The following is an 18,477-nucleotide window of genomic DNA, read 5'->3' on the forward strand; positions in this document are numbered from 1 at the left end:
GAAAAGAGATGCCATATGTAACAGTCAAAATGCTTGAAGGCCGTACAGACGAACAAAAAAAGGCTTTAGTCGAAAAGGTGACTGCAGCCGTTACGGAAACAACTGGAGCACCAGCTGAAGCCGTGACGATTTTCATTGAAGAAATGTCAAAAAATCATTTAGCAGTAGCCGGTGTCCGTAAAAGCGATTTATAAGCTTTACATAATGGGGAAAAGCTAAGCCGTCAATTCGGCTTAGCTTTTGTTTTTAACTGCTCAATATATTCATATGCCTCATCAATTTCTTCAAGCGTATATTTTTGTTTGCTTTTCAGCGTGAAAATTTTCTCGGTGACTTCCTCTTTTTCAAGCGTGTCGAAGTATAATACCGTTGAAACCAGCTCCAAAAACCGGGCATTCTGTTCGTTCATATCCAATAAGCATGCCTCAAGTGCCGGCATCTCCACTTCCTGTATGGATAGGAAATCCTGGCCAGCATCCGTTATCGAATAACAATATTGATAATAGCCTGCTTTTTTTTCCCTCACTTCATTCAAGTAACCCATTTCGCAGAGCTCTTCAATCCGTAAGGTCAACTCCTCCGAATACGGTCCGTAAAAGTGAAATTGAAACTTTTCATGAAATGGGAAGGAAAGCTTCTTCGCGATATAAACGATTTTTTGCAACTTTTTCCGACCCGAGATTTCACCTGCAGTAGAAATTGCATTGATAATGTTTGCATGATCCTTAAACAAGGCTCGTCACTCCTCACCAAAAATGTACCACTTTAATCCGATAGCTCCAAAAGCTTACGAATCTGTTTTTTTATATTTTTCTTCGTAGATTCATCACGCAATAAATCCGCTGGATAATACAACTTATGATCCGTTCTTCTTTTCCCTGAAATTGCATCGACAATTTCGGATTCACGCGATAATTCACGAATTTCGCCATTATTTTTCAGCAAGTGAATCGGCAGTCTCTCCTCTTCCTCACCTGGCCGGTAAAAATCATACGGCAGATCTGATGAAGAATCGACGACAAGATAATAATCCGGATCGATGCCTGCCTTCTTGAATAGCGTCCTTAATTCCATCAACCTGTTCATTTGACTGTTCGATGGATGGAATTCCACATATTTAAATAGTTTACGGTTAACGAAGCGAGTGCATAAATCTTTTAAAATCGCATCGTTCTCCTCTTCCCATGCTTCGAAATAATAGAGCATCACCGCTTCATCCATTTTCAAGTAGTCCGTTAAAGTCACTTCTCCCCTGAACAATGAATAAAAATGGTGCGGTTCTTGAGCAAACTCATAACCGGATTCATATAAATGCTTCGCCCTATGTAGAATCTTGGTAAGTATGACCTCCGCACTTCTCGTAACTGGATGGAAATAAACCTGCCAGTACATTTGGTAGCGACTCATGATGTAATCCTCAACCGCATGCATCCCGCTTTGTTTTATGACGGCATGTTCTTCCCTTGGCCTCATTACACGCAAAAGCCTTTCCATATCGAAATGTCCATAACTAACGCCAGTGAAGTAAGCATCACGCTGTAAATAATCCATTCTATCGGCATCGATCTGACTTGAAATCAGGCTGACTACTAATTTGCCTTTATAGGTTTTCGCTATGACTTCTGCCACTTTTTTAGGAAAATCACGTCCAACTCTAAGGAGGATCTTATTCACTTCCGTATCGCCGAGGATTATTTGCCGCGTGAATTGCTCATGATCCAGGTCAAACACTTTTTCAAAAGAATGAGAGAAAGGACCATGTCCCAAATCATGCAGCAGTGCTGCGCATAAGGATAGTAACCGTTCCTCAGGTTTCCATTCCGGTCTGCCCTCGAAAACATCATCCACGATTCTCCGGACAATCTCATATACTCCAAGCGAATGGCTAAGCCGACTATGTTCCGCACCATGAAAGGTCAAATAAGTCGTTCCCAGCTGTTTGATCCTTCTAAGACGCTGGAATTCCTTCGTCCCTATTAAATCCCATATAACCCGGTCACGAACATGTATATATCGGTGCACCGGGTCCTTGAATACCTTTTCTTCTTGTAATTTTTCGCCGGAATATTCCATGAACTTCCCTCTTTTTCATAATCTCGATGCACTCATTATAGCGTGTTTTGACAAAAAACCCTAACATCCACCTTGCTAGCAAGAGAGGTCCCTTTGTAAGAAAACGGAAGTTTCAGTCTGATTTTGTCTTGAAAATAAGAAAATAAAAAATCACCGCAGTGTGTTGAATTCTGGGTGATGATCACTTGTTCCATTTATCTTAAGCAAACAATCCACTCTACCTATATATCATGGATCCTACTTTAGTTTTTTATTGATTTTATCTAGTAACTCGTCTTCTGTCGGTGCAGCAACTGGACGGTTATTGACAAAGGCAAAAGACTTCTTTCTGCCAGGACCGCAATAGGATTGACAGCCCACTTCAATTTTCGCGTCGGGATCAAGCTTTTCAAGACGCGGGATCAATGTTTTAACGTTTACCGCCAAGCAGTCATCGCACACTCTGAATTCATTGGACATCCTCCGGTCACCATCCTTTCCATAACAAACTATTTTTCATCCATTTATATGACTAAAGGGTATTTTACCGCTTCTACTTATGAATATCAAGAGGGCTTGATCATGTGAATAGGAAAGGGCAGCCACTGTAAAAGGATGTAATTAAACAAAAAACTAGTATCCTTTTAACCTTTTTGTATAAAAAATCCAGATTTTGTCCAAAATGCTAGTAGAACACTCCATAAATCACTGCCACACGATATTTTATATAGTTACTTATTTTAAAAGTTACCAGAAAGGGAGTATGTAGAAATGAAGGTTCGTCAAGACGCCTGGACAGAAGAAGATGATTTACTTTTGGCTGAAACGGTATTGCGCCATGTGCGGGAAGGCAGCACTCAGCTTAATGCTTTTGAAGAAGTAGGAGATAAGTTGAATCGCACCTCTGCAGCATGCGGATTCCGCTGGAATGCAGTTGTCCGCCATAATTATGATAAAGCGCTTTCCCTTGCCAAGAAACAGCGTAAGCAGCGGCAAAGGATCCTTGGAAAAGATCAAGGAGGGAAAAAACGGCTTCTTTATACACCGCCGTCCCCAACGATTTCCGACATAATGGTTCCCCATGTACAAGAAGAGGAACTAGAGGTGAAATCCGAAGTCGATACAACCAATTATGAAGCAGCAGAGGAATTCGTTGTGGCCGAAGCCCTCGCTCCTAAGACACAGCACACGCCAGTGACTCTTGAAACGGCCATGAGCCTTGAAGCCGTCATCGCTTATTTGGAATCCATGAACGTCCGCATGCTTCAAGCTGAAGTATTAAAAACCGAAAATGAAAGATTGAAGCTTGAAATTAAAGGGCTGAAAAAGCGAAACGAAGATTTGGAGAATAAAATCAGCCACCTGGAACAAAACAGCGGCTTGATGCAGGAAGATTATGAAACTTTGATGAATATCATGAATCGGGCAAGAAAGCTGGTCTTGTTAGAGGAAGAGGAACGTCCGGCAACGAAGTTCAAGATGGACCGGAATGGCAATTTGGAAAAAATGGCCGAATAATAAGATAATGTGGGGTTCAGTTATAATAGATCAACCACATGCCAAAGGCCGTTTCACCCATGTTTATCTTAAAAAAGGGAGCCGACAAGGCTCTTTTTTTTCATTGTTTCAAGAACTCCGCCTATCATACAGGCCTTTTACAGTTTCAGTGAATGCTAAAGTCGTATTTAATGAAAAAAACCGATCCTGAATTACTGGAACGGTTTCTTTATATCAATCCTTTAATGCAGCGAAAACTTTATCATTACGTTCCACCACTCTTGTCAAGTATGCCTCATACATCGGCCATTCCTGAACGGAAAGAGTGTCAGAGAATATCCTTTCACTATGTTCCTTCAATACATGCAGGAATCTAAGCATAACGTCCTGAACACTCAATTGCACGCCCAACAATTCCGTTAGGGACGCCATTACCGAAGGGACGATATCAGGATAAGCGAATTTGGTTTCTGCATTTCCTTTAGCTGCATCATAAAAACCCTTCACGAGGCTGGCACGTTCAGCCCCGCTTCCATTGACACACAAATAGATTTGCACCGCTACGCCATTGCGGATCCTGCGTTGGGATATCCCGGCAAACTTTTGCCCATTAATACTTAAATCATAACTTCCAGGACAATAGGAACCGACGATTTCCCTTGCCTCCATCGTGACCGGGAAATCGGCAAACATCAATTGGACAAGCTCCCACATGGCATCATATCCACGATTGATTTCAATTTTTTGCTCGTTTTCAGGAAAAATGAGCGACAAATTAAGGACACCCTCATCCAGCACGACTGCCAGCCCCCCGGAATTCCTCACGATGGCCTGAAAACCATGTTCTTCTAAATGATCCAACCCCTTTTTAAGAAAAGGCAACTTCGTATCCTGAATACCCATGACGATGGTTCGATGATGTACCCACGCCCTCGCTACGGCCGCTGATTTACCTGACCCTACGGAAGCACAAAATGTATCATCCATCGCAAAGGACTCCAGGGCTGGAAACTGAGGCCCAACGGAAGATTGATCAATAATCCTCCACTCTTGCTGCATTAATAATGAATCTGTTTCACTCATACGAATCTCCCTCTACATTTAATCCTCAGGCTGCCTATTGATACTGCGCCACAAATCCCTGTGCCGCTGTAATGACAGCCAGTTTATATACATCCTCTTCACTGCATCCCCTCGAAAGGTCATTCACCGGACGGTTCAGCCCCTGTAGGATCGGACCGACCGCTTCGAAGCCACCCAAGCGCTGTACCATCTTATAGCTAATGTTCCCTGCTTCGAGACTTGGGAAAATAAAAACATTCGCATCCCCCTGGATAAGGGAGTCCGGCGCTTTTTTTCTTGCTACCGAAGGAACGAAAGCCGCGTCAAACTGAAATTCCCCATCAAGAATGACTTCAGGGGCCCTTTCTTTTGCCAAATCGACAGCATCAGCCACTTTTAAGGTTTCGGGGGATGTTGCGGACCCTTTCGTCGAAAAGCTCAGCATCGCAACACGCGGTTCGATATCGAACATTTGTGCGGTCTTCGCACTTTCGATAGCAATTTCAGCTAAATCTTGGGAATCGGGGTTTATATTGATCGCACAATCCGCGAACACATATTTTTCTTCATCCCGGACCATGATGAATACTCCCGATGTTTTTTGGACGCCTGGCTTTGTTTTTATGATCTTTAAGGCGGGGCGAACCGTATCGGCAGTCGAATGCGTTGCACCACTCACCATTCCATGTGCCAGTTTCATATGGACGAGCATGGTTCCAAAGTAGTTCTCATCCATTAATATTTCACGTGCTTGTACCCCTGTCGCTTTACCCTCACGGACCTTCACGAACGCTTCAACCATTTCATCCATCATGATATAATTCTTCGGATCATATATTTCGATTGCATCAAGGGAGATTTTCATATCTTTTGCCTTCTCTTGAATCAACCCGATATCCCCGATCAATACCGGTGTCACCAACTTAGCTTTGGCAAGCCTTGCTGCCGCTCCCAAAATCCGTTCATCCAGACCTTCTGGAAAAACGATCTTTAAATTATGCCCCATAACTTTCGCTTCCAGTATTTCAAATAAATCACCCATTGGCTCTTCCTCCTTTTTTAGATACGTTTTCCCTCTTTCCTTCAATATTTAACCATCCGGTGAAAATCCATAGTCGTCTTCTTTTAAGAATACTCTAGCAGCCAGGTAATTTCCAGCCACTTTGGTACCCAGCCAATCCGCCGCAAATTTGAAAATTGTTTGAACACCGAAAAACAGTGATGGTGTTTGCGGGTTGATATAAATTTCCTTATACTGAAACTATGTTATATTAAAGTTATAATAAGACTTAGGAGTGATCGTAATGAGTGAAGCAGCACAAACACTGGACGGCTGGTATTGTTTACATGATTTCCGTCTAATCGACTGGGCTTCTTGGAAAACGTTATCAAGCGACGAACGCCAATTGGCCATCTCGGAATTCCAAGGTTTACTGGATAAATGGAATATGACACAAAGCGACAATGAAGGCAGCCATGCCCTATATTCCATCGTAGGTCAGAAAGCGGACTTCATGCTTATGTTTGCCCGCCCAACCATGGAAGAATTGAATGCAATTGAAAACGAATTCAATAAAACGAAGCTTGCCGAATATACTGTTCCCGCTTATTCATACGTTTCCGTCGTGGAATTGAGCAATTACTTAGCTGGAGGAGATGGTGAGGACCCTTACCAGAACCCTCATGTTCGTTCAAGACTTTATCCGATACTTCCAAAAGCGAAACACGTATGCTTCTATCCAATGGACAAGCGTCGTGATGGCGATGATAACTGGTATATGCTTTCCATGGAAGATCGCAAAGGCTTAATGCGTTCCCACGGCTTGATTGGCCGCAGTTATGCCGGTAAAGTAAAACAAATCATTTCGGGTTCTGTCGGTTTTGACGATTATGAATGGGGCGTTACACTTTTCGCAGATGATGTCCTTCAATTTAAAAAATTAATCTATGAAATGCGTTTTGATGAAGTGAGTGCACGTTACGCTGCATTTGGTTCTTTCTTTGTAGGCAATATCCTGCCGGAAGAAAACGTACCTTCATTCCTATACGTATAAGACGATGGGCTTCCGGTTTCCGGAAGCTTTTTTTGCGTCCCCTCCTTTTTATTTTTCCCCGGCTGTGGAATAAATCCAATCCACATCCCATACATTTTCAATAGTGATGAATTTATTTTTTCACAGTCCCATTCAGCTTCAGGAAAATTGATCAAGGCAATTCCTGACTCCAGCGAGGTGAAGGAACGTTACTTCTATTCATTGGCCGGCAAGAGAATAAGATTTATATCATGAACGGCAGCCGTTATGTATCGCTTAACTTTCATTGTGGTTTTTTAAGCCACCCGGGGATTGTCCAGAAAACATATACAATACTACCGGTCGCTATAAATCGCACAGTTTCTCCCAGTCCACACTCTTGGATTGTCCAAATTCCACAGCATCAACTAAACCTTGAATTTAGGAGGGAATGCAATGTCACAAAATAATCCTTATGGTAACTACCCGTACGGGGGAAGCCCCTATTATCCCTATGAGAATAATGAGCCTGAACTAAGGCAGCAGAATCCTAGCCCGCAACAAGGTTACCCGCAGCAAGGATATCAACAGCAAGGATTCCAGCCACAACAGCCCACTATGGCAGGCACGCCACAACAAATGCCGATGCAGGTGAGTCCAGCCACTTCCGGACCACAGATACCTGGCATGCTCCCGATCGAAGCGTCATACATCGAGAACATCTTGCGATTGAATAAAGGGAAATTAGCCACTGTTTATACAACATTTGAAAACAACAAGGAATGGAATGCTAAGATCTTCAAAGGAATCATCGAGGCTGCAGGACGCGATCACTTGATCATAAGCGACCCTCAAACGGGAAAACGATACTTAATCCCGATGGTATACTTAGATTATATAACGTTTGATGAAGAAATCGAATATGAATATCCATTTGGAGGCGCTGGGCTTGCCACCTATTCGCCAAGGTGAAGAAAATCCAAAAAAAGAAGAGCCTCAGAATCCATTTGATTTTGAGGCTCTTCTTATATTGGAATGAATTTTTTCATTACAAGTATTTATATGCAGCAATGATCATCAAAACCCAAGCAACCAAGAATGAAACCCCGCCAAGCGGTGTGATGGCCCCAAGGACTTTGATTTGCGTAACGCTTAGAACGAATAGGCTTCCGGAAAACAGGATAATTCCTATTAGCATAAGCCAGCCGGACCAGTTGATCAGCGGACTTGAGATTTTCCCAGCCAATAAACCGATTACCAATAAACCCACTGCATGGAACATTTGATATTGAACAGCGGTTTGCCAGGTTTCTAAATATTTATCAGGAATTTTCCCTTCCAGTCCATGTGCGCCGAATGCACCTAGTGCCACAGCAATAAACCCATTCAATGCACCTAAAATGATGAACAGTTTCAATTATTTCGCTCCCCTTCCCTCATTTAAAAATCGAACAAGGACTCCCCATTGGCTTCATCCATTTTAACCGGTTCTACATTCGGTGTAGCCGGCATAACGGGCTGGGTCAATGTGATTGGCTTCGGCATGCTGATGTTCGCCGCTTTTTCATCCACCATTACTTCACAAAGGGACTTAATGGCGATTACATACCCCTGCACCTTATCCTCTGAATTTGCCTGTTTCGCTTTTAAAACAAGCTCTTCGATTTTATCCAACATTTGTCTTGATGAAATATCCAACTTTACCACCTCGTCTATATACAGGTCAAAACTATCATAACTAGCATAGCAAAAATTAGAGAAGAAAACACCTTGCATATTTCCTACCTCTTAATTGGCTTGGCTTGAAATTTCAAACATGGCTGTCCTGAAGAATGAAAGACATCAAGAGAAGGCTGGTTTGATGTTTTAAATTGAAAAGCACGGCAGCCCTTTGGAAAACTGGGATCCCAAGTTATATAGAAATGGCGGCACGCCATACAATTCACCCGTTTCGTTTTCTTGCCCATATCATCGGTTCGAGATTTTCCAATCAATTGGGGATTCCCCCATTTCCACCAGCATTTGATTTGTTGTGGAAAAAGGTTTGGTGCCAAAGAAACCACGGGATGCCGACAGCGGACTCGGATGTACAGACTTAATGATTTTATGACGGGTCTCATCAATTAATGGGATTTTGGTTTGTGCAGGTTTCCCCCACAGGATGAATACAACAGGTTTCGGACGGTCATTCAATAGGCGAATAACTTGGTTCGTAAAGATTTCCCATCCTTTTCCGCGGTGTGAGTGGGCCTCTCCCTCACGGACAGTCAAGACGGTATTCAATAGAAGCACTCCCTGTTTTGCCCATTCGACTAGGTAACCATTATTCGGAACCTCATAGCCCAGATCTGTGTGTAACTCTTTAAAAATATTTCTTAAAGAAGGCGGGATGCGGACCCCCGACTTAACTGAAAAACTAAGGCCATGTGCTTGACCAGGGCCATGGTAAGGGTCCTGTCCAAGGATGACAACCTTTACGTCTTCATAAGAAGTATAGTGAAGTGCATTGAAAATATCGTCCTGATCGGGATGAACGACCTGCTGACTGTACTCTTGCTTTATGAATCCCCTTAACTCCTGGTAATATTCTTTTTTGAATTCCTCTTCCAATAGAGGCCACCAATCATTTGTTAATAACTGCTTTGCCATCTGCCACAGCCCCTCTCCACTTTTTGAAAGTATATTATATCAAACTTTCATGCCTTGCCTTTTTCCATAGATTACGATTTATGTTTCTATATACCCCAAAATTGGGAAAATAGAAAGTTAGCAAGCTAATTTAACCATGTGGAGGATTCCCTATGAAAAAATGGTACAAAAGAAAACGATTTTATCTGCTTATCAGCATTTTGATCGTCCTTGCACTCGTAATCGCCTATAACAGCTACAAGCCTCTCCCCGATGGTATTTCCTATGAAGGAAAGGTTCACCATGTCGAGGATATCGATTTCATCTATGACCTTTCCTATCACGATGAACAAGGGGATCTACAACATGAGCAGCGAATTTTCAAGACCATAAATCAAGCCATAGAAGAGGCTGATTCTTATATCGTAATCGACATGTTTTTGTTTAATGCTTTTTATGATGAAAAGATAAACTTCCCGAAGCTAACCGAGACTCTGAAGGATAATCTCGTTGAACAAAAGAAAAAGAAACCTGGCCTCCAGGTCATTTTCATTACTGACGAAGTGAATACTTCCTATAATGCCTACCAGCTAGAGGCGTTGGAAACGATGAAGAAAAATGGCATTGATGTCATTGTTACCAACTTAGACCGCCTCCGGGATCCGAATCCTCTCTATTCAGGTGTATATCGGACCTTTTTCCAATGGTTCGGTGAAAGCGGGAAAGGCTGGATTGTGAATCCAATGGCTAAAAGCGCACCAAAGGTCACCTTGCGTTCTTATCTTAGACTGATGAATATCAAAGCCAATCACCGAAAAGTGGTCGCTACTGAAAAAACGGCCATCATCTCATCTGCCAATCCTCATGACGCAAGTGGATTCCATTCCAATATTGCATTCCAGATGGATGGGAATATCATCGGAGATTTTGTTAAAGCCGAAGAAGCCGCTTCGAAATTCTCGGGAGGACCGAAGTCATTTCCTGAATTTAAAGGGACATCAGCAGATAAAGGACCGATATCGGTACAACTGCTAACGGAAGGAAAAATCAATAAACATGTCCTTAAGGCAATTAAGGATGCAAAAAAGGGGGACAACATCCATCTTGCCATGTTCTATATTGCCGATCGCGAGGTTGTCGAGGCATTAACGGATGCAGCTAAACGGGGTGTGAAGGTTCAAATGATACTAGATCCGAACCAAAACGCTTTCGGAAGTGAAAAAATCGGGCTTCCCAATCTTCCGGTTGCCGCCGAATTCGAAAAACTGGGGGATGAAAACATCTCGATCCGCTGGTACAAAACAGCTAAAGAACAGTTCCATACAAAGTTGATGATGATCCAAAGAGCTGATGAAACGGTTATCCTTGGAGGATCGGCTAATTATACGTCACGCAATCTAGATGACTATAATCTTGAAGCGAATGTTGAAATCCATGCTCCAAATGATGCGGATGTCTCCAAGGACGTCGATAGCTATTTTCAAAGACTCTGGACAAATCAAAATGGAACATACACGGTGGATTACAGTGAATACCAGAAGAAACTGCCTGTCTTTAAATACTTGACCTACCGCATTCAGAAGGTGTTCCGCTTCACCACTTACTAAAATTTTCTTTTATATAAATGTTTATCAGTGCCCAAATGAGGTTATATATTACTATAGCTGCACAGCAACTGTAATAAACAAGATTCCAATTACCTATATTCAAGAGAATCTCACTAAATTCAAGGAGGAGTTTATATGTATCAAGTACATGTAGTGGAAAACGGTTTACAAGCAAAGGAAAAAATCGATGAATTAGTTACATCAGGTTATACGAAAGACGATGTATATTTGTTTGCCCATGATAAAACCCGTTCAAAACACCTTACCGAGAATACAAATACAGAAGATGTAGGCATGAAGGAACAAGGTTTCCTTGATACCGTCGGAAATCTCTTTAAATCACGCGGAGATGAACTTCGTAACCGAATGAGCAACCTTGGCCTTAGTGATATGGAGGCAGAACGTTACGAGGAAGTGCTTGACGAAGGAAAAGTAGTCATCGTTGCTTCCAAACAAGATAATAAAGACGGGGTTACACACTAATCCCCGCTAACCATTACCCTATATGAATTCATAAAAAAGCGAGGCTCCTTAACCGGCAGCCTCGTTTTTTATACTCATTATCCCAGGATGCTTTGGTACGTGGCCTTTGCATGGACCATGTCCTTCGTACCGTGAATCAACGCCCGGCCATCCTTGAAAATGACGATACGCTCCCCAGCTCTTTCACAAGAGAGAAGAAATGGATTGAATTTCACCAAATAACCGCTGCCGTCCAGATCTTTGGCCAGTTTCTCGAGTTGAAGTTCCAAAGGTTTTGGCGGCCTTACCTGTACAGTATCCCTCCCGCAAAGAACAGCCGTTTTCGTTGCATTTTCCAGTGTTAAAAAGGGGTACGTCCTCTGCTCTCCGCATGAGAGACAATCTTTCTTTTTTGCTTTTGTCAATTTAACGGTTTGGTATTGATTTCTCCACAGATCAAAAGAAACAAGTGCAGGACGTACCGATTCCCAATCTTCAACAAGGATTTTCAAGGCTTCGGCAGTTTGGTGTGCCACTACCATCGTTACAGCTGGTGATATGATCCCTCCTGTGTCACAGGTCATTCCTTGAATGGGGATTGCTTTCAGCAAACAGTGCAAACATGGAGTCTGTCCGGGAAGGATCGTCAAAGTCATGCCAACACTCCCCACACATGCCCCATAAATCCACGGTATATGAAGCTTTTGTGATAAATCATTAATGATCATCCGTGTCTCAAAGTTATCGGTTGCATCCAATATCAAATCAACATCACCAAGCAACTGTTCGAGGTTCTGGGCAGTTGCGTCCATGATGATGGCATTCACTTCAACTTCATGATTGATATCAAATAAATGACGCTTTGCCGCTTCTGCTTTTGGCAGTTTTTCCTCGACATCCTGTTCCGTATACATTTGTTGCCGCTGTAAATTACTGGTCTCGACATAATCCCTGTCGACAATGGTAAGCTTTCCTACTCCTGCCCGAGTGAGGGCCTCGGCATTAGCTGATCCCAAAGCCCCTGCACCAAGAAGCAAGACATGCTTCTTCATAATTTTCAATTGGCCCCCTTCACTAATGGGGGTGAATAAAGTCTGCCTTGAATATCGCTCTTTCACCGTGAATCCTCCCTTCCGAACGCTTTAGCCTCCACTTACTGGTGGAATGAAAGCAACTGTATCTCCATCAGATAGAAGCGTGTCATCATCGGCAAATTCTTCATTGACTGCCGTCATCACGGTTTCTAAACCTTCCAATTGAAAATCCACCTTCATTTTTCCTTTTAGCTCCGCCACACTCATTCCATTTCCTTCTATAGAAAGAGTCTCTTTGCCTAGCTCATCTTTCAATTGGGCAAATAAAAGTACATTAATCATCAATATCCCCCTTTTCCGGTTTCCCCGATGGATATGGAACGGTTTCCAACTGGTTTCCTACCCATGTCTCCCCATCTTCCCAGTGTTCTTTTTTCCAGATTGGGACGATTTCTTTAATTCTTTCAATCGCATACCTGTTCGCCTCATATGCATCATTTCGATGTGGCGTACTTACGGCAATAACCACTGCGATATCCGTGATTTCAAGTTTACCTACACGATGGGTGATCGCCGTTTCCGCATCAGGCCAACGTTCCTTGATTTCAGATCCGATTTGCTCCAATTTCTTGATGGCCATCGGCTCATACGCTTCGTAAATTAAGAAGAGAGTCTTTTTTCCTTTCGTCATTTCCCTCACTGTACCAATAAAGGTCGTTACGGCACCTGCATTTCGCTTGACTACTTTATCAATCACTTCCTGGATGACAATCGGCTCTTTTGAAATATTATAATTCATGTCTACCATCCTTTATATATAATTCAGTTTGATCAATATAACCTGCCTCTTGATAATCTTCCATCGTATTCATATTGAAAAAAAGGTATTGAAAATGTTCAGGATTCTCGCGATATAACTTAAAGTCGGTTTCTTTCATGACTTTCACCGAAATCTTTTCCAAAAATAGACTCATTTTTAATTCATGTTTTAATAAACACTCCGTCAATACAGGAAGACACCTTTTATGGTAAACAGCAAAAAGCGGCTGGAGCCTGCCATTTATTTCTGGGACGACAGCATCGAATTCAGGTTCATGATGGGAGATGATATCCTTTATGGCTTCTGCACTCACAAACGGCATATCACAGGCTGCAAGAAACTGAAGCTCCGTTTTCGATGAGGTCAACCCTGCATGCAATCCGCCAAGCGGTCCTTGATCTTTATGTAAATCCGGAATGAGTTGAAGTTGCAAAAAATGATATTCTTCAAAAGTATTCGTAATGACCATGATGTTTTCTGATACCTTTTTCAATTCGGATGCCACTCTTGAAATGTTCACAACGCCACCTATGGTCAACAGGGCCTTATTCACTCCCATACGACTTGATTTCCCACCAGCTAAAAGCAACATTGTCCATTCCACAAGAATCCCTCCCTTTTTGGGTTTAATCCAGCATAGAACGGTAAAGCTATACTAAATGTGTCCGCTATATTTAAATATTTTAAATCAACTTTGAAAATAATGACACCTTCTCAAACTTTACTTTGTATATCAAAGGATGGAAATTGGGGTCCAAAGCAAAAAGCAGGCTTCCCGTCCATCCGGTTTCCAGAATTACAGGTCCGAAAAATGACTTATGCGTAACCATTGCACTTCTTTCTCTAAGACACTCATAATAGGGTGAAGACTAAGTTTTACATATAAGAAATTTTGGTATATTCTAAAAATAGGATATTAACTGGTATGCTGATAATATCGAAAACTAATTCTCCTGAGGAGGTCACATAATGACTATGAAAAGAGCTATGACAGTTGCCGGATCTGATTCGAGCGGCGGTGCTGGTCTTCAAGCAGATTTAAAGACATTCCAAGAATTCGGCGTTTACGGTATGTCCGCTTTAACGACAATCGTGACGATGGATCCGAAGAATGGCTGGTCGCATAATGTATTCCCTACACCGGTCGAAGTTTTGGAAGCCCAAATCGAAACGATTTTATCAATCGGCATTGACGCAATGAAAACGGGAATGCTTGGATCAGTGGAAATCATTGAACTTGTTGCCCGTAAAATAGACGAGCTGAAGCTGGACAAAGTCGTAATCGATCCAGTTATGGTATGTAAAGGTGAAGATGAAGTATTGCACCCTGAAACGGCCGTAGCTCTGCGGGAACTGCTTGTTCCACGCGCAACTGTAGTCACGCCAAACCTGTTTGAGGCCGCTCAGTTAGCGGGAACTGCGCCTATCAAGACGATTGATGACATGAGGGCTGCAGCTGAGAAGATTCATGCACTTGGTGCAAAATATGTCTTGATCAAAGGCGGTAATAAGCTGGATCTTGATAAAGCCATCGACCTTTTATATGATGGAAAAGAATTCGAAATCCTTGAATCAGAAAAAATCGAAACGACCAATACACATGGTGCCGGCTGTTCTTCTTCTGCAGCTATTGCAGCCCAATTGGCTGAAGGGAAAAGCCCGCGTGAGGCTATCCTCATTGCTAAAGACTTCATTACCGAGGCGATTCGCCATTCTTGGAAAATGAATGACTATGTCGGACCTGTCAATCATGGTGCATACCATAAATATGGAATTGCAGAAAAAACACAAAAATAAAACATCAAGTTTAATGGCTGCTCAAATTCATCGAGCGGCCTTTTTCGCTTTTTTTGCTTTTATTTAGTAAAATGGAAAGAAGGAAAAGCTTATCTAGCCGCCCAGTTAAGGAGGAAATTATAGAATGAAACCTATAGACCGTACAGAGGTGCAAAATGCCATTGATTCTTTCGCAGGACAAGATGTATATCTTCACCTTGAAACGACAAATGGCGCCTATGCCACTCATGTAGATGAAGCTTTCTTTTCGGCAGGTGCCTATATTCGTAATGCTTTTATACAGTATGAACATGGGAAGATAGTTGGGGATGGACCCTACCGCATCGGCTTGAAGCTCAATATTGGCTGGGTATATGCAGAAGGCGTTAACCACTTCGAATTGGATGAACAGGGGAGATTGCTATTGGCAGGCCTTGATTTTTCCGGAAAGCTCGCTGTCTCCATGCAGCTCAGTCCCACTCCCTTTGAATGATGACAACTTGCTTGATATATATCATATGATTCCGATGGAAACTCCCATTCACCGATAACCATACTCACTGTAAGTAGAACGGAAGGAGAAATATACCTTGGAAAAAGAACGCCATGTATTAGTTATATTCCCACATCCCGATGATGAAGCCTTCTCGGTCTCCGGAACGCTTGCCCTTCATAGAGAAGCGGGCACTCCTGTCACCTATTTATGCTTAACTTTAGGAGAAATGGGACGTAATTTAGGAAACCCTCCATTTGCAACAAGGGAATCGCTACCTAAAATTCGTAAAAAGGAATTGATCGATGCAGCAAATGCGATTGGCATCCAAGATTTACGCATGCTTGGATTGCGTGATAAGACGATTGAATTTGAAGATGATGAAAAGCTGACTTCATTATTTACCGATGCCATCAATGAATTGAACCCTTCATTGATCATTACGTTTTACCCAGGATACAGTGTCCATCCAGACCATGAGGCGACAGCACGTGCTGTGGTTCGGGCAGTGGAAAGGATGGAAGAGAAAGAGAGACCTAAACTTCATTGTGTCGCTTTCTCGAATAACTGCATTGACGAATTGGGACAGCCTGACATCATCCAGGATATCTCTGCCGTCGAAGAAAAAAAGGTAGCTGCATTCACTGCCCACCGTTCGCAAACGCAGGCAATGGTGATCGATTGGAAAGAGAAATTCGAAAATCAGGATGCAGATTTTCTGGACTGGATCCGCAAAGAACGATTATGGACCTATAAATTTTAAGAAAACCGCCAATAGGCGGTTTTTTTTTATGGCATAAAAAAAACGCCTGTCGATTACAGGCGGAGAAAAGGGGGATACTTGGAAAATCAATCATAATATAAGCATCCCCAATATTCTTCATTTTATACAATCCTATTGAAAAAAATTAGGCGGACAAGCGTTTTTCATGCTGCATTTTCGTTCTTGCCGAAGCTTTTTTTCCATGCGCCAAGAAATAAATGCCAATAAGAATGAATGCAAAGATCGACATTCCCATGAATAACCCTTTGAACCCTGTAAATGGAATAAGGAATCCCAATAGGAACGGGCCGACACCAATACCGAAGTCATACATTGTAAAAAACGTGGATGTGGCTAATCCCATCCGATTTGATGGAGCTTCCTTAATCGAAATCGCTTGACAGCTTGATTGGAACGTACCATACCCGACTCCGATTAAGGCGCCGGCAATCAGAAGCGTGATACCGTGATGGGATTGGCTGAGGATGACCATACCGACGGCAAATAGTAAGAGCGATGGGTAAATGACTGCATTTTCCCCCTTCACATCAAACATACGTCCTGTAAACGGACGGGACGCCAAAAGGAATACAGCAAATACGACGAAGAAAAAGCTTGCCGCATCCATTAAATCCAATTCCTTTGCAAAAGACGTTAAATAGGACAAAATGCTCGAATAGGTAAATCCGGCAAATCCGATAAAAATGGAAATGGGCAGTGCCCTTTTCTCAAAGTAATCACTGATTTTAAATCCTTTTTGTGTTGAGGCTCCACCCTTTTCCCCTTCAGGCACATTCATGAATAATGATGCAACTAAAGAAAATGCGGCAAATAAGGAGGCTGCATAGAAAATGATGGAATAACTGAAATGCTGTGTTATCAGCAATCCAATAAATGGACCGAATGCCATTGCCAAGTTTGTACTCATGGCAAAGTAACCTGTACCTTCCCCGCGTCTTTCATTCGGAATGATATCTGCAGCAATCGTTCCAGTCGCCGTTGTGGCAAGGCCAAAAGCAAAACCGTGAATAAGCCGGTCAATCAATAAGAGGGATAAACCATTCACCAGGAAATAGCCAATGGATGCGACCAGGAATAGAACCAACGATCCAAGCAACATCTTTCTGCGGCCAATCTTGTCAATTTTTTTCCCTGCAATCGGTCTGACAAGCACAGCCCCGAGAACAAAAATACTTGAAGCAAGTCCGGCTTGTGCCTGCGACGCATGAAAGTTATCCATCGTGTAAATGGTCAATGTCACCATCAAGACATAAAAAGTTAAAAATAAAAAAAAGTTCGCAGACGAGACAATCAGGAAGTCTTTCGTCCACAGTTTCGGTTTGTGATTCATTTCAATCCTTCTTCCTTACTATTGTTTTAATTTTTCCTTCAGGAAAATCAACGTTCGTAACGTTGCCTCTCGATCCTCTTCAGCCAAACCGCTCATTAATTGAAGTTCAAATTCTTCAACTACCTTTTTGGCCTCGTGATAAGTCCTTAAACCCGACTCCGTTAACTGTATTCTCCGTTCCCGCTTATCTTTCCCTGGGACTTGTTCAATCAAATCAAGTTCTTCCAACCGGTTTACCGTCCTGGTTACCGTCGGTTTCTCCACATCTAGATATGTGCTTATTTCAACAAGTGTAGAACAGCCAAACTGACTCAGATAATATACAATCGACCATTGGGAATGAAAAAGATCAACCTTGGCCAATTGTTCATTTAACTTTTTGGTAAATGACCTCGAAAATTGTAAGTTATGATGAAAAAAACCATTATTAAAGGACAAAGGTATTCCTCCTGTAAAGTAGTTACCTAGGTAACTATACACCCATTCATTAGAAATGTCTAGCTTTCGGCTGAACGTATAATCGTATGCACACTGTTTCCTAAGCTTCTCCATTGCTTCAGGACAAAATTCAGGAGGTTCATGCTTTTAATTGGAAGTTTGGAGAGAAATACTGTGTATTTGGAGTAAATACTCGTGGGTTTGGACGTTACTCGTGAGTTTCGCGCTTTTACTCGTGGATTTGGAGTCGAATACTCGTGAATTTGGAGCGAATACTCGTGAGTTTCGCGCTTTTACTCGTGAATTTGGCGAAATCGTTTGGGTCAAACCTAGGCCATGTCCTGCTCTTCGTGGTCGATGCTTCAAGGCCATAAACAAAAAGGAAACCCCGCTATTAAAAAGCGGGGCTTCCGATATTCGATCCTTGCGTTGCGGAATGATTTCATTCGAACAAATCCACATCTCCGAGTTCTCATGATAAC

At 42.4% G+C, this 18,477-nt stretch carries 24 protein-coding genes; 10 read left to right on the forward strand and 14 right to left on the reverse strand.

Features of this window, described 5'->3' with window-relative positions; all coding sequences use genetic code 11:
- The first annotated feature begins 8 nt into the window (after positions 1-8).
- Positions 9-194 (forward strand): 2-hydroxymuconate tautomerase, encoded by a 186-nt coding sequence (locus ACQKFG_RS16035; RefSeq protein ID WP_034315897.1) that lies wholly within the window; start codon positions 9-11, stop codon positions 192-194.
- A 29-nt stretch (positions 195-223) separates the two neighbouring features.
- Here ACQKFG_RS16035 and ACQKFG_RS16040 read toward each other — a convergent pair whose 3' ends face one another.
- The 3 genes from ACQKFG_RS16040 to ACQKFG_RS16050 all read right to left on the reverse strand — a co-directional run bounded on the left by ACQKFG_RS16040 (position 224) and on the right by ACQKFG_RS16050 (position 2,532).
- Positions 224-733: a YwgA family protein gene (locus ACQKFG_RS16040; protein ID WP_076368383.1), complete on the reverse strand. Its 510-nt coding sequence runs from the start codon at positions 731-733 to the stop codon at positions 224-226.
- 32 nt (positions 734-765) lie between these two features.
- Positions 766-2,073 carry an HD domain-containing protein gene (locus ACQKFG_RS16045; protein ID WP_349728653.1) on the reverse strand — a complete coding sequence of 436 codons (1,308 nt, stop codon included), beginning with the start codon at positions 2,071-2,073 and terminating at the stop codon, positions 766-768.
- Between the two features lie 237 nt (positions 2,074-2,310).
- On the reverse strand, positions 2,311-2,532 hold the full coding sequence (locus tag ACQKFG_RS16050) for a DUF1450 domain-containing protein (RefSeq protein WP_192207286.1): 222 nt from the start codon (positions 2,530-2,532) through the stop codon (positions 2,311-2,313).
- 291 nt (positions 2,533-2,823) lie between these two features.
- Between ACQKFG_RS16050 and ACQKFG_RS16055 the strand changes: the two genes are divergently transcribed.
- On the forward strand, positions 2,824-3,570 hold the full coding sequence (locus ACQKFG_RS16055; RefSeq protein ID WP_427560553.1) for an RsfA family transcriptional regulator: 747 nt from the start codon (positions 2,824-2,826) through the stop codon (positions 3,568-3,570).
- 213 nt (positions 3,571-3,783) lie between these two features.
- On the opposite strand, the gene ACQKFG_RS16060 is transcribed toward ACQKFG_RS16055, so the two are convergent.
- Positions 3,784-4,632: a lipoate--protein ligase family protein gene (locus ACQKFG_RS16060; RefSeq protein ID WP_342614837.1), complete on the reverse strand. Its 849-nt coding sequence runs from the start codon at positions 4,630-4,632 to the stop codon at positions 3,784-3,786.
- A gap of 34 nt (positions 4,633-4,666) precedes the next feature.
- Positions 4,667-5,653: a phosphate acetyltransferase gene (gene pta, locus ACQKFG_RS16065; RefSeq protein ID WP_427560557.1), complete on the reverse strand. Its 987-nt coding sequence runs from the start codon at positions 5,651-5,653 to the stop codon at positions 4,667-4,669.
- A 262-nt stretch (positions 5,654-5,915) separates the two neighbouring features.
- Between pta and hemQ the strand changes: the two genes are divergently transcribed.
- Together hemQ and gerQ are read left to right on the forward strand one after the other, a co-directional pair.
- Positions 5,916-6,665: a hydrogen peroxide-dependent heme synthase gene (hemQ, locus tag ACQKFG_RS16070; RefSeq protein ID WP_309519622.1), complete on the forward strand. Its 750-nt coding sequence runs from the start codon at positions 5,916-5,918 to the stop codon at positions 6,663-6,665.
- 414 nt (positions 6,666-7,079) lie between these two features.
- Positions 7,080-7,595, forward strand: a complete 516-nt coding sequence (gene gerQ / locus ACQKFG_RS16075) for a spore coat protein GerQ (protein ID WP_192207290.1) — start codon at positions 7,080-7,082, stop codon at positions 7,593-7,595.
- Between the two features lie 76 nt (positions 7,596-7,671).
- Here gerQ and ACQKFG_RS16080 read toward each other — a convergent pair whose 3' ends face one another.
- The 3 genes from ACQKFG_RS16080 to ACQKFG_RS16090 all read right to left on the reverse strand — a co-directional run bounded on the left by ACQKFG_RS16080 (position 7,672) and on the right by ACQKFG_RS16090 (position 9,272).
- The gene (locus tag ACQKFG_RS16080) at positions 7,672-8,040 is read right to left on the reverse strand and encodes a DUF423 domain-containing protein (RefSeq protein WP_076368389.1); all 369 of its coding nucleotides are present in this window, start codon (positions 8,038-8,040) and stop codon (positions 7,672-7,674) included.
- Between the two features lie 23 nt (positions 8,041-8,063).
- Positions 8,064-8,399, reverse strand: a complete 336-nt coding sequence (locus ACQKFG_RS16085) for a YwdI family protein (protein WP_427560562.1) — start codon at positions 8,397-8,399, stop codon at positions 8,064-8,066.
- A gap of 192 nt (positions 8,400-8,591) precedes the next feature.
- Positions 8,592-9,272, reverse strand: coding sequence for a uracil-DNA glycosylase (locus ACQKFG_RS16090; RefSeq protein ID WP_427560565.1), 681 nt, complete (start codon positions 9,270-9,272; stop codon positions 8,592-8,594).
- A gap of 152 nt (positions 9,273-9,424) precedes the next feature.
- Between ACQKFG_RS16090 and ACQKFG_RS16095 the strand changes: the two genes are divergently transcribed.
- Both ACQKFG_RS16095 and ACQKFG_RS16100 read left to right on the forward strand, forming a co-directional pair.
- The gene (locus tag ACQKFG_RS16095; protein WP_192207293.1) at positions 9,425-10,858 is read left to right on the forward strand and encodes a phospholipase D family protein; all 1,434 of its coding nucleotides are present in this window, start codon (positions 9,425-9,427) and stop codon (positions 10,856-10,858) included.
- Positions 10,859-10,993: 135 nt separating this feature from the next.
- Positions 10,994-11,341 (forward strand): general stress protein, encoded by a 348-nt coding sequence (locus ACQKFG_RS16100; protein ID WP_192207294.1) that lies wholly within the window; start codon positions 10,994-10,996, stop codon positions 11,339-11,341.
- Between the two features lie 77 nt (positions 11,342-11,418).
- On the opposite strand, the gene ACQKFG_RS16105 is transcribed toward ACQKFG_RS16100, so the two are convergent.
- Genes ACQKFG_RS16105 through mobA form a run of 4 tightly spaced genes read right to left on the reverse strand, consistent with a single transcriptional unit; the run spans position 11,419 to position 13,778 of the window.
- Positions 11,419-12,438 (reverse strand): MoeB/ThiF family adenylyltransferase, encoded by a 1,020-nt coding sequence (locus ACQKFG_RS16105; RefSeq protein WP_427560570.1) that lies wholly within the window; start codon positions 12,436-12,438, stop codon positions 11,419-11,421.
- 24 nt (positions 12,439-12,462) lie between these two features.
- Positions 12,463-12,696, reverse strand: coding sequence for a molybdopterin converting factor subunit 1 (moaD, locus tag ACQKFG_RS16110; RefSeq protein ID WP_098370228.1), 234 nt, complete (start codon positions 12,694-12,696; stop codon positions 12,463-12,465).
- Complete coding sequence (locus tag ACQKFG_RS16115; protein ID WP_192207297.1) at positions 12,689-13,153, reverse strand: molybdenum cofactor biosynthesis protein MoaE; 465 nt, start codon at positions 13,151-13,153, stop codon at positions 12,689-12,691. Before ACQKFG_RS16115 ends, moaD begins: the two co-directional genes overlap by 8 nt.
- Positions 13,143-13,778 (reverse strand): molybdenum cofactor guanylyltransferase, encoded by a 636-nt coding sequence (gene mobA / locus ACQKFG_RS16120; RefSeq protein WP_427560575.1) that lies wholly within the window; start codon positions 13,776-13,778, stop codon positions 13,143-13,145. The genes ACQKFG_RS16115 and mobA overlap by 11 nt, the downstream gene beginning before the upstream one ends.
- A 365-nt stretch (positions 13,779-14,143) precedes the next feature.
- On the opposite strand from mobA, the gene pdxK reads away from it, so the two are divergent.
- The 3 genes from pdxK (at position 14,144) to bshB2 (ending at position 16,206) form a co-directional block, all read left to right on the forward strand.
- Positions 14,144-14,971, forward strand: a complete 828-nt coding sequence (pdxK, locus tag ACQKFG_RS16125) for a pyridoxine/pyridoxal/pyridoxamine kinase (RefSeq protein ID WP_427560578.1) — start codon at positions 14,144-14,146, stop codon at positions 14,969-14,971.
- Between the two features lie 124 nt (positions 14,972-15,095).
- Positions 15,096-15,443 carry a YojF family protein gene (locus ACQKFG_RS16130; RefSeq protein ID WP_076368396.1) on the forward strand — a complete coding sequence of 116 codons (348 nt, stop codon included), beginning with the start codon at positions 15,096-15,098 and terminating at the stop codon, positions 15,441-15,443.
- Positions 15,444-15,540: 97 nt separating this feature from the next.
- Complete coding sequence (gene bshB2 / locus ACQKFG_RS16135) at positions 15,541-16,206, forward strand: bacillithiol biosynthesis deacetylase BshB2 (protein WP_098370231.1); 666 nt, start codon at positions 15,541-15,543, stop codon at positions 16,204-16,206.
- Positions 16,207-16,351: 145 nt separating this feature from the next.
- Here bshB2 and ACQKFG_RS16140 read toward each other — a convergent pair whose 3' ends face one another.
- Positions 16,352-17,557 (reverse strand): MFS transporter, encoded by a 1,206-nt coding sequence (locus tag ACQKFG_RS16140; RefSeq protein WP_427560583.1) that lies wholly within the window; start codon positions 17,555-17,557, stop codon positions 16,352-16,354.
- Positions 17,558-17,575: 18 nt separating this feature from the next.
- Positions 17,576-17,995 carry a MarR family winged helix-turn-helix transcriptional regulator gene (locus ACQKFG_RS16145; RefSeq protein ID WP_228467576.1) on the reverse strand — a complete coding sequence of 140 codons (420 nt, stop codon included), beginning with the start codon at positions 17,993-17,995 and terminating at the stop codon, positions 17,576-17,578.
- 151 nt (positions 17,996-18,146) lie between these two features.
- Here ACQKFG_RS16145 and ACQKFG_RS16150 point away from each other — a divergent pair, with 151 nt between their 5' ends.
- Positions 18,147-18,473, forward strand: a complete 327-nt coding sequence (locus ACQKFG_RS16150; protein WP_427560586.1) for a hypothetical protein — start codon at positions 18,147-18,149, stop codon at positions 18,471-18,473.
- The last annotated feature ends 4 nt before the right edge of the window (positions 18,474-18,477 follow it).

Source organism: Peribacillus sp. NPDC076916 (assembly GCF_050269675.1).
In the GTDB taxonomy this organism is placed as follows: Bacteria; Bacillota; Bacilli; order Bacillales; family DSM-1321; genus Peribacillus; species Peribacillus aracenensis.

Bases quoted from the DNA above. Each gene is read 5' to 3' on its own strand.
- ACQKFG_RS16090 (WP_427560565.1), bottom strand. From the start codon at position 9,272: ATGGCAAAGCAGTTATTAACAAATGATTGGTGGCCTCTATTGGAAGAG.
- ACQKFG_RS16085 (WP_427560562.1), bottom strand. From the start codon at position 8,399: ATGCAAGGTGTTTTCTTCTCTAATTTTTGCTATGCTAGTTATGATAGT.
- ACQKFG_RS16060 (WP_342614837.1), bottom strand. From the start codon at position 4,632: ATGAGTGAAACAGATTCATTATTAATGCAGCAAGAGTGGAGGATTATT.
- ACQKFG_RS16140 (WP_427560583.1), bottom strand. From the start codon at position 17,557: ATGAATCACAAACCGAAACTGTGGACGAAAGACTTCCTGATTGTCTCG.
- pdxK (WP_427560578.1), top strand. From the start codon at position 14,144: ATGACTATGAAAAGAGCTATGACAGTTGCCGGATCTGATTCGAGCGGC.
- ACQKFG_RS16035 (WP_034315897.1), top strand. From the start codon at position 9: ATGCCATATGTAACAGTCAAAATGCTTGAAGGCCGTACAGACGAACAA.
- moaD (WP_098370228.1), bottom strand. From the start codon at position 12,696: ATGATTAATGTACTTTTATTTGCCCAATTGAAAGATGAGCTAGGCAAA.
- pta (WP_427560557.1), bottom strand. From the start codon at position 5,653: ATGGGTGATTTATTTGAAATACTGGAAGCGAAAGTTATGGGGCATAAT.
- ACQKFG_RS16115 (WP_192207297.1), bottom strand. From the start codon at position 13,153: ATGAATTATAATATTTCAAAAGAGCCGATTGTCATCCAGGAAGTGATT.
- ACQKFG_RS16055 (WP_427560553.1), top strand. From the start codon at position 2,824: ATGAAGGTTCGTCAAGACGCCTGGACAGAAGAAGATGATTTACTTTTG.
- ACQKFG_RS16095 (WP_192207293.1), top strand. From the start codon at position 9,425: ATGAAAAAATGGTACAAAAGAAAACGATTTTATCTGCTTATCAGCATT.
- ACQKFG_RS16050 (WP_192207286.1), bottom strand. From the start codon at position 2,532: ATGTCCAATGAATTCAGAGTGTGCGATGACTGCTTGGCGGTAAACGTT.
- gerQ (WP_192207290.1), top strand. From the start codon at position 7,080: ATGTCACAAAATAATCCTTATGGTAACTACCCGTACGGGGGAAGCCCC.
- ACQKFG_RS16130 (WP_076368396.1), top strand. From the start codon at position 15,096: ATGAAACCTATAGACCGTACAGAGGTGCAAAATGCCATTGATTCTTTC.
- hemQ (WP_309519622.1), top strand. From the start codon at position 5,916: ATGAGTGAAGCAGCACAAACACTGGACGGCTGGTATTGTTTACATGAT.
- ACQKFG_RS16100 (WP_192207294.1), top strand. From the start codon at position 10,994: ATGTATCAAGTACATGTAGTGGAAAACGGTTTACAAGCAAAGGAAAAA.
- ACQKFG_RS16045 (WP_349728653.1), bottom strand. From the start codon at position 2,073: ATGGAATATTCCGGCGAAAAATTACAAGAAGAAAAGGTATTCAAGGAC.